This window comes from Kosakonia pseudosacchari (assembly GCF_015167415.1).
GTDB classification, from domain to species: domain Bacteria; phylum Pseudomonadota; class Gammaproteobacteria; order Enterobacterales; family Enterobacteriaceae; genus Kosakonia; species Kosakonia pseudosacchari.
The window spans coordinates 1,666,196-1,679,855 of record NZ_CP063425.1; the positions used below are offsets into that span (position 1 = coordinate 1,666,196).

The 13,660-nt window shown below is 52.3% G+C and carries 10 protein-coding genes; 9 read left to right on the plus strand and 1 reads right to left on the minus strand.

Translation table 11 applies throughout. The annotated features are described in order from the left end of the window. Window positions 1-105: 105 nt before the first annotated feature. A complete protein-coding gene (ycaO, locus tag IP581_RS07745; RefSeq protein ID WP_193822187.1) occupies window positions 106-1,866 on the minus strand; it encodes a 30S ribosomal protein S12 methylthiotransferase accessory factor YcaO in 1,761 nt (586 codons plus the stop codon). A 137-nt stretch (window positions 1,867-2,003) separates the two neighbouring features. Here ycaO and IP581_RS07750 point away from each other — a divergent pair, with 137 nt between their 5' ends. From IP581_RS07750 to lpxK, 9 genes are all read left to right on the plus strand, one after another. Then, complete coding sequence (locus tag IP581_RS07750; RefSeq protein ID WP_193822188.1) at window positions 2,004-2,696, plus strand: DUF421 domain-containing protein; 693 nt, start codon at window positions 2,004-2,006, stop codon at window positions 2,694-2,696. Between the two features lie 162 nt (window positions 2,697-2,858). Continuing rightward, window positions 2,859-3,944 carry a 3-phosphoserine/phosphohydroxythreonine transaminase gene (serC, locus tag IP581_RS07755; RefSeq protein ID WP_086871905.1) on the plus strand — a complete coding sequence of 362 codons (1,086 nt, stop codon included), beginning with the start codon at window positions 2,859-2,861 and terminating at the stop codon, window positions 3,942-3,944. Window positions 3,945-4,015: 71 nt separating this feature from the next. Continuing rightward, window positions 4,016-5,299, plus strand: coding sequence for a 3-phosphoshikimate 1-carboxyvinyltransferase (aroA, locus tag IP581_RS07760; RefSeq protein WP_193822189.1), 1,284 nt, complete (start codon window positions 4,016-4,018; stop codon window positions 5,297-5,299). Between the two features lie 165 nt (window positions 5,300-5,464). After that, window positions 5,465-6,148 (plus strand): (d)CMP kinase, encoded by a 684-nt coding sequence (cmk, locus tag IP581_RS07765; protein WP_017456187.1) that lies wholly within the window; start codon window positions 5,465-5,467, stop codon window positions 6,146-6,148. Window positions 6,149-6,261: 113 nt separating this feature from the next. Next, the gene (gene rpsA, locus IP581_RS07770; RefSeq protein ID WP_017456188.1) at window positions 6,262-7,935 is read left to right on the plus strand and encodes a 30S ribosomal protein S1; all 1,674 of its coding nucleotides are present in this window, start codon (window positions 6,262-6,264) and stop codon (window positions 7,933-7,935) included. A 183-nt stretch (window positions 7,936-8,118) separates the two neighbouring features. Further along, on the plus strand, window positions 8,119-8,403 hold the full coding sequence (gene ihfB / locus IP581_RS07775) for an integration host factor subunit beta (protein ID WP_007374142.1): 285 nt from the start codon (window positions 8,119-8,121) through the stop codon (window positions 8,401-8,403). A gap of 216 nt (window positions 8,404-8,619) precedes the next feature. Continuing rightward, complete coding sequence (locus IP581_RS07780) at window positions 8,620-10,884, plus strand: ComEC family protein (RefSeq protein WP_193822190.1); 2,265 nt, start codon at window positions 8,620-8,622, stop codon at window positions 10,882-10,884. A gap of 36 nt (window positions 10,885-10,920) precedes the next feature. Continuing rightward, a complete protein-coding gene (gene msbA, locus IP581_RS07785; RefSeq protein WP_065368878.1) occupies window positions 10,921-12,669 on the plus strand; it encodes a lipid A ABC transporter ATP-binding protein/permease MsbA in 1,749 nt (582 codons plus the stop codon). Continuing rightward, window positions 12,666-13,643, plus strand: coding sequence for a tetraacyldisaccharide 4'-kinase (gene lpxK, locus IP581_RS07790; protein ID WP_193822191.1), 978 nt, complete (start codon window positions 12,666-12,668; stop codon window positions 13,641-13,643). The genes msbA and lpxK overlap by 4 nt, the downstream gene beginning before the upstream one ends. Window positions 13,644-13,660 lie beyond the last annotated feature (17 nt).

Here is a 13,660-nt window from a genome sequence, read left to right on the forward strand (position 1 = left end):
ATATGGCTGTCATCGCCAAATAATAAATAAAAAGGGGCAATGAAATTGCCCCGTAATATAGCGTAGACCGTTCATTAAGCCTACATATTGTCGTACTACTTGTCGTTATTTCGACCAGAACGCACGTTTAGCGCGTTGTAATTTTTCGTAAGCCGCTAACAAAGACTGGTGTGCGGGGAAGGCTTTCAGCGAACCGTCCGCAGGCTGGAGATCGTAGAACGGCGCTTCACCGCTTAACGCGGCGCTGGCAGCTTCAACCGCTTGCGCACCATACATACGTACGAATGCATTCAGGTATTGCAACGGCTCGCGATCCTCTTCCTGTGCCAGTAACAATAATGTCTGCAGGCAGCGGTAGTAGTTGGCCCGTTCGGCGCTAAAGATCGAGGCGTTGAATTCCATCGTCCATTCAGTCCAGGCCAATGCCTGATCCAAATCGCCGCCTGCCAGCGCCAGCATCGCTTTTAGTTCACCAATGCGCAGCGTGTACCAGCCATTGTCTTTACCGGTCGCCAGACCCAACAGTTCGCGAACGCGGGTAAAGTCATCATGACCTTCGTCATCAAGCTGTGCGATAAGGTTGAGGTACTCCTCTTTTTCCCATTCACTGCCTGGTAAAGAGAGGATGATTTCGCGCAAATGGCTGCCCATGGTGTTGTTCGCCAGCCACAGATCTTCCGCCGGATAAATATCGGACATGCCAGGCACCAGAATACGGCAGGCGTAAACGCCCAGATGTTCATAATCGGCAATGTAGACTTCTTTATCTTCCGCCTTAAAGATAGCCATAAGTGTGGCGAACTCTTCTTCCGTCGTGCCTGCGAAGCTCCAGTCAACAAACGGATAATCCGCATCCTGCTTGAAGAGATCCCATGAGATCAAACCGCTGGAGTCGATAAAGTGCGTTTCGAGGTTGGCATGCTCTGCCACTTCTTCATCATCAAAGGTTGGCGGTGTGAACACATCCAGATCTTTCAACCCGCGGCCTTGCAGCAGCTCGGTAACGGTACGCTCAAGCGCCACGCCGAAATCAGGGTGCGCACCAAAAGAGGCAAAACAGGTGCCGTTAGCCGGGTTGAACAGGACAACGCAGATAACCGGATATTTACCGCCCAGCGAACCGTCGTAAGCAAAGATCGGAAAACCTTCCGCTTCCAGTTTGGCAATCGCTTCGACAACGCCCGGATAGCGCGCCAGCACATTCTGCGGGATTTCCGGCAGGCTGATGCTCTCGGCAATAATGCGATTTTTAATATGGCGTTCGAATACTTCGGACAGCCCCTGCACGCGGGCTTCATTGCGCGTATTCCCGGCGGACATGCCGTTAGAAACGTATAAGTTACCGACGATATTCATCGGGATATAAACCGTCTGCTCATCAGACTGGCGGGTAAACGGCAGGGCGCAGATACCGCGCTCATCGTTGCCGGACTGCAGATCAACGAGCATCCCGGCAGCCAGTTCGTTCTGCGGGTCGTAGTAAGCGCGCAGACGCGCATCCAGAATGCCTTCCGGCAGGGAGTCATCTTCTGGCAGCGGGAACCATTTCTCATTCGGGTAATGAACGAATGGGCCCTGTGCGATTTCATCACCCAGCCAGAAATCAGCGAAGAAGTAGTTGGTGGACAGACGCTCGAAATACTCGCCCAGCGCAGAGGCCAGCGCAGCTTTTTGGGTCGCACCTTTACCGTTGGTGAAGCACAGCGCGCACTCTTTATCGCGAATATGTACAGACCAGACGTTTGGCACCGGGTTCAGCCATGAGGCCTCTTCGATGTTAAAGCCGAGATCGGTGAGCTTTTGCTGGAAGCGGGCGATGGAATCTTCCAGTGCGGCGTCTTTGCCGGGAATAAATGTTTGAGTCATGGCGGTCACTTTTTTCGTACGTAAAGCGCGCAATGATACGGGTTTTGCGTGACTGACGCTATCTTCCACGTCTGACCGACGAAAATAAAACTTCTGGCTATGATTAAGAAAAGTAACGAACTGTTCAGGCATAAAAAATGAAAGCGTTTGATCTGCACCGTATGGCGCTCGACAAGGTCCCCCTTGATTTTCTCGGGGAAGTCGCACTGCGTAGTCTCTATACCTTTGTTTTGGTCTTTTTATTTCTCAAAATCACCGGGCGACGTGGCGTACGCCAGATGTCCCTGTTTGAGGTGTTGATAATCCTGACACTGGGATCGGCCGCCGGGGATGTCGCTTTCTACGACGATGTACCCATGCTGCCGGTGCTGGTGGTTTTTATCACTTTAGCGGTGCTCTATCGGTTTGTGATGTGGCTGATGTCGCACAGCGAAAAACTGGAGGATTTGCTGGAAGGCAAACCGGTTGTCATCGTCGAGAACGGCGAACTGGCATGGGAAAAAGTGCATGCGGAGAACATGACGGAGTTCGAATTCTTTATGGAGCTACGTTTAAGTGGCGTGGAACAACTCGGACAGATTCGCCTGGCAATAATGGAAACCAACGGTCAAATTAGCGTTTACTACTTCCCGGACGATGAGGTGAAACCCGGGTTATGTATTTTGCCTGAAGGATGCAGTGAGCGTTTCACAGAGGTTCCCGAAGCGGGGGACTATGTTTGTGTCCGCTGCAGTAAAATTGTTGCCATGCAAAAAGGGGAAAAGCAATCTTGCCCGCGTTGTGCAAATCCGGAATGGTCGAAGGCAAGCCGGGCTGTTCGCGTGACATAACAGCGTTTTTATCGGGTCTGCGCTGAGCAAACAAAACTTTCTGCTATGTGAGTTAGCGCACATCTTGCCGCTGGCGCCCATTACCCGTTGCGGCGCGTAGCGCTGAATGATAAAACCGATGTCACAGGAATAACTTATTGCTTTATAGCGTGGTGAGGGGAAATGACTCAGGTCTTTAATTTTAGTTCTGGCCCGGCAGTATTACCGGCGGATGTGCTCAAACAAGCGCAACAAGAGCTGTGCGACTGGCAAGGTCTTGGAACGTCGGTGATGGAAATTAGCCATCGTGGTAAAGAGTTTATCCACGTGGCGGAAGAAGCAGAAAAGGATTTTCGCGACCTGCTGAATATTCCCTCTAACTATAAGGTTCTGTTCTGTCACGGCGGTGGACGCGGCCAGTTTGCGGGCGTTCCGCTGAACTTGCTGGGCGATAAAACCACTGCTGATTACGTTGATGCGGGCTACTGGGCGGCGAGCGCGGTTAAAGAAGCGAAAAAATACTGCTCACCGAACGTTATTGACGCCAAAATCACTGTTGATGGTTTGCGCGCGGTGAAACCGATGCGTGACTGGCAATTGAGCGATAATGCGGCCTATCTGCATTACTGTCCGAATGAAACGATTGACGGTATTGCGATCGATGAAACGCCGGACTTCGGTGATGTGATCGTCGCCGCTGACTTCTCCTCAACAATTCTCTCTCGTCAGATTGACGTCAGCCGCTTCGGTGTGATCTATGCAGGTGCGCAAAAAAATATCGGCCCGGCGGGTTTGACGCTGGTAATTGTGCGCGAAGATCTGCTGGGTAAAGCGCATCAGGCTTGCCCGTCGATCCTTGATTACACCGTGCTGAATGAAAACGACTCAATGTTTAACACGCCGCCAACCTTTGCCTGGTATCTCTCCGGGCTGGTGTTTAAGTGGCTGAAAAAACAGGGCGGTGTGGCGGCAATGGATAAAATTAACCAGCAAAAAGCCGAGTTGCTCTACGGGGTGATCGACAACAGCGATTTCTATCGCAACGACGTCGCAAAAGCGAACCGTTCACGCATGAATGTGCCGTTCCAGCTAGCGGACAGCGCGCTTGATAAAGTCTTCCTTGAGGAGTCGTTCGCTGCGGGTCTGCATGCGCTGAAAGGCCACCGTGTTGTCGGCGGGATGCGCGCCTCTATCTATAATGCAATGCCGCTGGCGGGCGTACAGGCGCTCACTGACTTTATGGTCGATTTCGAACGCCGCCACGGTTAATTACACTGCTTTGACGTACCCCCGTAGTTTTACTGCGGGGGTTTTCTTCTGTTTGTTGAGAGTGAAGTTTCATGGAATCCCTGACGTTACAACCCATCGCGCGGGTAAATGGCACCATCAATCTGCCTGGTTCAAAAAGTGTCTCCAACCGCGCCTTGTTGCTGGCCGCATTCGCTCGTGGCACGACTGTTCTGACTAACCTGCTGGACAGTGATGATGTGCGCCACATGCTCAATGCCCTCAGCGCACTGGGGGTTCATTACACGTTGTCTGCCGATCGTACCCGTTGTGAAGTGACAGGGGGTGGCGGTCCGCTGCACTCAGCCGAAAAACTGGAGCTGTTTCTGGGTAATGCAGGAACCGCCATGCGTCCGTTGGCTGCAGCGCTGTGCCTTGGCGAGAACGATATTGTGCTGACTGGCGAGCCGCGCATGAAAGAGCGTCCGATTGGCCATCTGGTCGATGCGCTTCGTCAGGGCGGGGCAAAGATTGACTACCTCGAACAGGAAAATTATCCGCCGCTGCATCTGCGCGGTGGCTTTACTGGCGGTGAAGTCAGCGTCGACGGCAGCGTTTCCAGCCAGTTTTTAACCGCATTGCTAATGGCCGCCCCGTTGGCACCCAACGACACGGTTATCACCATCAAAGGTGACCTGGTATCCAAACCGTATATTGATATCACGCTGCATCTGATGAAGACCTTCGGTGTTGAGGTCGAAAACCAGCAATATCAACGCTTTGTTGTGCGTGGTGCGCAGCAATACCAGTCACCGGGCCATTATCTGGTGGAAGGCGATGCGTCTTCAGCTTCTTATTTCCTCGCGGCCGGCGCCATCAAAGGCGGTACGGTGAAAGTCACAGGTATCGGCCGTAACAGCGTGCAGGGCGATATTCGTTTTGCCGATGTGCTGGAAAAAATGGGCGCGACCGTTGCCTGGGGCGATGATTATATTGCCTGCACGCGTGGTGAGTTGAACGCCATCGATATGGATATGAACCACATTCCCGATGCGGCAATGACTATCGCGACGACAGCGCTGTTTGCCAAAGGCACGACCACTCTGCGCAACATTTATAACTGGCGCGTGAAAGAGACCGATCGTTTGTTCGCGATGGCGACAGAGCTGCGTAAAGTCGGGGCCGAAGTGGAAGAGGGCGAAGACTATATTCGCGTGACACCGCCTGCCAAACTGCAGCTTGCGGAAATCGGGACTTATAACGATCACCGTATGGCGATGTGCTTCTCGCTGGTGGCGCTGTCTGATACGCCGGTCACCATTCTTGATCCTAAATGTACAGCGAAGACCTTCCCGGACTATTTTGAGCAATTAGCCCGTATTAGTACGCTGGCATAACTCATCTTCTTGCGGGCTGGTGTAAATCAGCCCGCTTCCCGCGCAATTATTCTACACTCAGCTGCATCCTCTTCGGTTATTCGCACGCAACAGTAACGGTTGTGACCATTGGCGCGTATAATGCGCGCGGTTATGTAACGGTATGCCTTGATTAAGGAGAGAAAGATGACGGCAATTGCCCCGGTAATCACCATTGATGGGCCAAGCGGCGCGGGTAAAGGCACGCTTTGCAAGGCAATGGCGGAAGCGTTGCAATGGCATCTGTTGGACTCAGGCGCAATTTATCGTGTTCTGGCGCTGGCCGCGCTGCATCACCATGTCGATGTTTCTTCCGAAGATGTTTTGGTTCCGCTGGCAGCGCACCTGGATGTGCGTTTTGTGTCAACGAATGGCCATCTGGAAGTTATTCTGGAAGGCGAAGATGTCAGCAGCGAAATCCGTACGCAGGACGTGGCGAATGCGGCCTCGCAGATTGCGGCTTTTCCGCGAGTTCGTGAAGCGTTATTACGCCGTCAGCGCGCATTCCGTGACGCGCCGGGTCTTATCGCCGACGGGCGTGATATGGGGACGGTGGTTTTTCCGGATGCGCCGGTAAAAATTTTTCTTGACGCCTCTTCTGAAGAGCGTGCGCATCGACGCATGCTACAGTTGCAGGAGAAGGGCTTTAGTGTTAACTTTGAACGCCTTTTGGCCGAGATAAAGGAACGTGACGATCGCGATCGAAACCGCCCTGTTGCACCGCTGGTTCCCGCTGCCGATGCTTTAGTACTGGATTCAACCAGTTTAAGTATTGAGCAAGTGATTGAGAAAGCGCTACAATATGCTCGCCAAAAATTGGCTCTCGCGTAAGCGACCGAATTCGTAGTACCTGCTGCAATGGAGTGTGAGCAGGCATGTGAAACAACCCCATCCGGCATGAAGCCAGGTGGACGTTAAATTGAAGAATCCTGAAGATTATCAATATGACTGAATCTTTTGCTCAACTCTTTGAAGAGTCCCTGAAAGAAATCGAAACCCGCCCGGGTTCTATCGTTCGTGGTGTTGTTGTTGCTATCGACAAAGACGTAGTTCTGGTTGACGCCGGTCTGAAATCTGAGTCCGCCATTCCGGCAGAGCAGTTCAAAAACGCCCAGGGCGAGCTGGAAATCCAGGTTGGTGACGAAGTTGACGTTGCTCTGGATGCAGTAGAAGACGGCTTCGGTGAAACCCTGCTGTCCCGTGAAAAAGCTAAACGTCATGAAGCTTGGATCACGCTGGAAAAAGCTTACGAAGATGCTGAAACTGTTACCGGTGTTATCAACGGCAAAGTCAAGGGCGGCTTCACTGTTGAGCTGAACGGTATTCGCGCGTTCCTGCCAGGTTCCCTGGTAGACGTTCGTCCGGTCCGCGACACGCTGCACCTGGAAGGCAAAGAGCTTGAATTCAAAGTAATCAAGCTGGACCAGAAACGTAACAACGTTGTTGTTTCACGTCGTGCGGTTATCGAATCCGAAAACAGCGCAGAGCGCGATCAGCTGCTGGAAAACCTGCAGGAAGGCATGGAAGTTAAAGGTATCGTTAAGAACCTCACTGACTACGGTGCATTCGTTGATCTGGGTGGCGTTGACGGCCTGCTGCACATCACCGATATGGCATGGAAACGCGTTAAGCATCCGAGCGAAATCGTAAACGTTGGCGATGAAATCACTGTTAAAGTGCTGAAATTCGACCGCGAACGTACTCGTGTTTCCCTGGGCCTGAAACAGCTGGGCGAAGATCCTTGGGTAGCTATCGCTAAACGTTACCCGGAAGGCACCAAGCTGACTGGTCGCGTGACCAACCTGACTGACTACGGTTGCTTCGTTGAAATCGAAGAAGGCGTTGAAGGCCTGGTTCACGTTTCCGAAATGGATTGGACCAACAAAAACATCCACCCGTCCAAAGTTGTTAACGTTGGCGACGTAGTGGAAGTTATGGTTCTGGATATCGACGAAGAACGTCGTCGTATCTCCCTGGGCCTGAAACAGTGCAAATCCAACCCGTGGCAGCAGTTCGCAGAAACCCACAACAAGGGCGACCGCGTTGAAGGTAAAATCAAGTCTATCACTGACTTTGGTATCTTCATCGGCCTGGACGGCGGTATTGATGGCCTGGTTCACCTGTCTGACATCTCCTGGAACGTTGCAGGCGAAGAAGCAGTTCGTGAATACAAAAAAGGCGACGAAATCGCAGCTGTTGTTCTGCAGGTTGACGCAGAGCGTGAGCGTATCTCTCTGGGCGTTAAACAGCTCGCAGAAGATCCGTTCAACAACTACGTTGCACTGAACAAGAAAGGCGCAATCGTAAACGGTAAAGTCACTGCAGTTGACGCTAAAGGCGCAACCGTAGAACTGGCTGACGGCGTTGAAGGTTACCTGCGCGCTTCTGAAGCTTCCCGTGACCGCGTTGAAGACGCAACTCTGGTTCTGAATGTTGGCGACGATGTTGAAGCTAAATTCACCGGTGTTGATCGTAAAAACCGCGTAGTTAGCCTGTCTGTTCGTGCGAAAGACGAAGCTGACGAGAAAGATGCAATCGCTTCTGTTAACAACAAACAGGAAGAAGGCAACTTCTCTAACGCTATGGCTGAAGCTTTCAAAGCAGCGAAAGGCGAGTAATATCAAGCGCTCTGAATTATTTACGCTGTACCAGGACGTAAGTCACATGGCAGCAGCGTGAACGATGATGAGTTACTTGACAGATCACAGGATTCGTCCTGTAATCAATGACAAAGGGCGGCTACGGCCGCCCTTGTTAAAGCTAGTAAAGCTAATTTTGCGTTGAAGGAAACCGGAGGAATCATGACCAAGTCAGAATTGATTGAAAGACTTGCAAGCCAGCAGTCGCATATTCCGGCTAAAGCTGTGGAAGATGCTGTAAAAGAGATGCTGGAGCATATGGCCTCTACTCTTGCCCAGGGCGAGCGCATTGAGATCCGCGGTTTCGGCAGTTTTTCCCTGCACTATCGTGCACCTCGCACCGGGCGTAACCCGAAAACAGGCGATAAAGTGGATCTGGAAGGAAAATACGTTCCGCACTTTAAACCGGGTAAAGAATTACGCGACCGCGCCAATATTTATGAGTAATTTTTAGCTATACGCTGAAATTCACTTCGACAGAAAAAGCACCTATGGGTGCTTTTTTTGTTTCTCTGGCCTCTTTATTTCTGAAGCTGTTTCGCACAATTTTGCAGACGCTTTGTAAGTGTGTCGAAAGCAACCAGCCTGCACCGCAAAACGGTAATCTCAGCCAGAAAGTACTGGCGACAGTGGGCATACTCTCCACGCGACAAGGAGGTATGCATGACGTTACCGGCATTAGCTATGTGCCTGATTATTGGCATTTTGCCATTAGAGTGGTTGCCTTCACTACCCACGCCAGGATGTGTGTGGGTTGTCATTGCCATTGGATGTCTGATCGCGTGTTTTCGGCCTCGTCTGTTGCGTTATTGCGCTGTCACGTTACTTGCCTTTGCATGGGGAGTGCTGGCAGCAATGCAGGCTGTCTGGCCTGCAGAGCAACTACCTGGAGCGAATCACCAGGTTGAAGTGGTAATTACCGATACGGATCATATGACCCGGCATTGGGGTAAAATTACCCGTCTGGATGGCAAGCGCCTGTTTCCGTCACCAGGAATAAGCTTCTATGGTCAGTATTTGCCTGAACCAGTTTGTACCGGTCAGCGATGGACAATGACGATTAGAACACATGCCGTCCATGGGCAATTGAATGATGGCGGTTTCGATTCTCAACGTTATGCAATGGCTTCCCATCTGCCGCTGAGTGGCCGTTTTATTGATGCCCGTCTGACCGAACCCCAGTGCACATGGCGTGCGCGCTACCTTCAATCATTAACCGAAACTCTGACTAAATATTCCTGGCGGCAGGTGATACTGGCGTTAGGCATGGGCGAACGCGCAACGTTGGATGCCAGTGTCAAAGAGATAATGCGGCAAACCGGTACGGCGCATTTAATGGCGATATCAGGGCTACATATTGCTCTGGCGGCAATGTTGGGCTGGCTGATTGTTCGTGGCATGCAATTTTTCTTTCCCGGCGGCTGGATTGGCTGGCGTTTACCATTGCTTATTGGCGTAGGGTTTGCAGTAAGTTACGCCTGGCTGACCGGACTACAACCTCCTGCATTGCGTACCGCTATTTCTCTTAGCGTCTGGGCCGCGTTACGGCTATCCGGGCGATTGTGGTCGCCCTGGCAGGTATGGCTTTGTTGCATTGCCGCTATCTTATTCGCCGATCCCCTTGCCGTGCTATCAACCAGCCTGTGGCTGTCCGCTTTCGCAGTAGCCGCGCTGCTGTTTTGGTATCAATGGTTACCCGCTTCTACAAAACAACATACCCGGCTGGTCCAGGGCAGTATTAATTTGCTTCATCTACAAGTAGGGATGACGCTACTACTGTTCCCTATGCAGTTGTCAATTTTCCACGGTATAAGCCTGAGCTCGTTAGCGGCAAATTTGCTGGCCATCCCGTTGGTGACTTTTATTACCGTACCGCTCATTTTACTGGGAATGTTGCTGCACCTGGTTGGCCCTGCAACGGGGGAATTGGCTTGCTGGTACCTTGCAGATAAGACACTGGATTTCCTGTTTGCTTTTCTGCATTGGCTACCCGCCGGTTGGCTTAATGTGGATATGCGCTGGCAGTGGCTGGCCTGGTTACCGTGGCTGGCGCTGATTGTTTGGCGTTTGCATTTATGGCGGAGGATCCCGGCGCTGTGTCTGGCATGCCTGACATTGCTTACTCTGCCGTTCTGGCGCACAGAACGGCAGGGGGAGTGGGCGGTGCATATGCTGGACGTTGGGCAGGGCCTGGCAATGGTAATTGAACGTAATGGTAAAGCAATTCTTTATGATACAGGTGTTGCGTGGCCCGGCGGTGATAGTGGGCGGCAGTTAATTATTCCATGGCTACGCTGGCATGCGTTACAGCCTGAAGGCATTATTCTGAGTCATGAACATTTGGATCATCGTGGTGGACTGGACTCACTGATGAATGCCTGGCCCCAATTATGGGTTCGTAGCCCACTGGGCTGGGCTGCTCATCAACCATGCTTTCGTGGCCAGCAATGGCAGTGGCAGGGGTTAACCTTTACCGTTCATTGGCCGCTAAGCGGTGCCGGGACGAAAGGTAACAACCGTTCTTGTGTAGTCAGAGTCGATGACGGCCAACACAGCTTCCTGCTCACAGGGGATATTGAAGCGTCGGGGGAGATGGCGATGCTGAGTCACTATTGGACGCATTTGCAGTCTACACTAGTGCAGGTGCCTCACCATGGAAGCAATAGTTCATCGTCGCTGCCCTTTGTGCAGCGAATTGGCGGCGAGGCTGCGTTGGCCTCGGCGTCGCGTTACAACGCGTGGCGGTTCCCTTCGAAAAAGGTGATTGATCGTTACCGTGAGCAGGGATATCGCTGGTACGACACGCCGCATCAAGGGCAGATAACGGTATCGTTTTCGCCACAGGGCTGGGAAATCCATAGCTTACGAGATCAACTTTTACCGCGTTGGTATCATCAGTGGTTTGGCGTCCCCAGTGATAACGGGTAGAATATGCGGCTATTTCAACAAGTGCTGGTTTTTTGAATGCATAACGACAAAGATCTCTCCACGTGGCAGACATTCCGCCGATTATGGCCAACTATTGCGCCTTTCAAAGCGGGTCTGATCGTGTCGGGGATAGCGTTAATCCTCAACGCAGCCAGCGATACCTTTATGCTATCGCTGCTCAAACCATTACTGGATGATGGTTTTGGTAAAACCGACCGCTCTGTGCTGCTGTGGATGCCGCTGGTGGTTATTGGGCTGATGATCCTGCGTGGTATCACCAGCTACATCTCCAGTTACTGCATTTCCTGGGTTTCCGGAAAAGTGGTGATGACCATGCGTCGTCGCCTGTTCAGCCATATGATGGGCATGCCGGTCTCATTCTTTGATAAGCAATCCACCGGTACTTTACTTTCGCGTATTACCTATGATTCTGAACAGGTCGCTTCTTCTTCCTCCGGCGCGTTAATTACCGTCGTGCGTGAAGGGGCTTCGATCATTGGTCTCTTTATCATGATGTTCTGGTACAGCTGGCAGCTCTCTTTGATCCTGATTGTGCTGGCACCTATCGTTTCGATAGCGATTCGCGTGGTTTCCAAACGCTTCCGGAATATCAGTAAAAATATGCAAAACACGATGGGCCAGGTGACCACCAGTGCGGAGCAGATGCTGAAAGGGCATAAAGAAGTGCTGATGTTTGGCGGCCAGGAAGTCGAAACCAGCCGTTTTGATAAAGTCAGTAACAAGATGCGCCTGCAGGGCATGAAAATGGTCTCGGCATCGTCAATTTCTGATCCGGTTATTCAGCTTATCGCATCGCTGGCGCTGGCGTTTGTGCTGTATGCCGCCAGTTTCCCAAGCGTAATGGATACCCTGACGGCCGGTACGATTACCGTGGTCTTCTCTTCCATGATCGCGCTCATGCGTCCTTTGAAATCCCTGACCAACGTCAATGCTCAGTTCCAGCGTGGGATGGCGGCTTGCCAGACACTATTTGCGATTCTGGATAGCGAGCAAGAAAAAGACGAAGGCACGCGTGTGATTGAACGTGCGCGCGGCGATATTGAGTTTCGCAACGTGACTTTCACCTATCCGGGGCGTGAAACGCCAGCATTGCGCAATATCAACCTGACGATTCCGGCGGGCAAAACCGTCGCCCTGGTGGGGCGTTCCGGTTCGGGTAAGTCGACGCTGGCAAGCCTGATCACGCGTTTTTATGATGTCGACGAAGGGCAAATCCTGATGGATGGCCACGACTTACGCGAATATAAGCTCACTTCGTTGCGTGACCAGGTTGCGCTGGTGTCGCAAAACGTACATCTGTTTAATGATACGGTTGCCAATAACATTGCTTATGCGCGTACCGAAGAGTACAGCCGCGAAGAGATTGAGCAAGCAGCGAAAATGGCCTATGCCTACGACTTTATCAATAAGATGGATGAGGGGCTGGATACAATAATAGGGGAAAATGGTGTGCTGCTTTCAGGCGGTCAGCGCCAGCGCATTGCGATTGCCCGTGCGCTGCTGCGCGACAGTCCGATCCTCATTCTTGATGAGGCGACCTCGGCGCTGGATACCGAATCTGAACGTGCCATTCAGGCCGCACTGAACGAGCTGCAAAAGAACCGTACCTCACTGGTTATTGCTCACCGTTTGTCGACCATCGAACAGGCCGATGAAATTGTGGTGGTGGAAGATGGACGTATCGTTGAACGTGGCACCCACGCGGATTTGCTGGAACAACGTGGTGTCTATGCTCAACTTCACAAAATGCAGTTTGGCGAATGATTGCACGCATCTGGTCCGGTGAATCCCCCCTGTGGTTACTGTTGCTACCGCTCTCCTGGCTCTACGGCCTGGTGAGCGGTGCTATTCGTTTCGCCTACCGCATTGGTTTAAAAAAATCCTGGCGTGCGCCTGTTCCTGTTGTGGTCGTCGGCAATCTGACGGCAGGAGGCAACGGTAAGACGCCCGTTGTTATCTGGTTGGTGGAGCAACTACAGCAGCGTGGCATCCGTGTTGGTGTGGTGTCGCGTGGTTACGGCGGTAAAGCGGAGCGTTATCCGCTTGTGCTGACATCTGAAACCTCTACGGCCCAGGCGGGGGATGAACCGGTTCTGATTTATCAACGTACTGGCGCGCCGGTTGCGGTTTCCCCCGTCAGAAGTGACGCCGTCAGTGCGATCCTTGCTCTATACCCGGTACAACTGATCATTACTGATGACGGTTTGCAGCATTATAAGCTGGCGCGGGATAAGGAAATTGTCGTTGTTGATGGCGTCAGGCGTTTTGGTAATGGCTGGTGGTTGCCCGCAGGGCCGATGCGCGAGCGGGCATCGCGCTTAAAAAGTGTGGATGCCATCATTACCAACGGCGGTGTAGCCAGAGCGGGAGAGATCCCGATGCGCTTGCGGCCTGGGCTGGCGGTTAATCTGCTTACCGGCGAACGCCGTGAAGTTCACACATTGACCAATATTGTTGCGATGGCAGGAATCGGTCATCCGCCGCGTTTCTTTGCTACTCTCACCGAGTGCGGTGCGACGCTGCAACAGACGGTGGCGCTTGCCGATCATCAGGCGTTAACGCTGCATGATGTTAAGCCACTGGTGAAACCTGGGCAAACACTGGTGATGACCGAAAAAGACGCGGTAAAGTGTCGGTCATTTGCTGAGGATAACTGGTGGTATTTGCCTGTAGACGCGCAGCTTGAGGGCGAGCAGGCGCAAGAATTACTGCAGGAATTGTTCACTCTGGCGCGCTGACGGTTGTCGTATCGGCC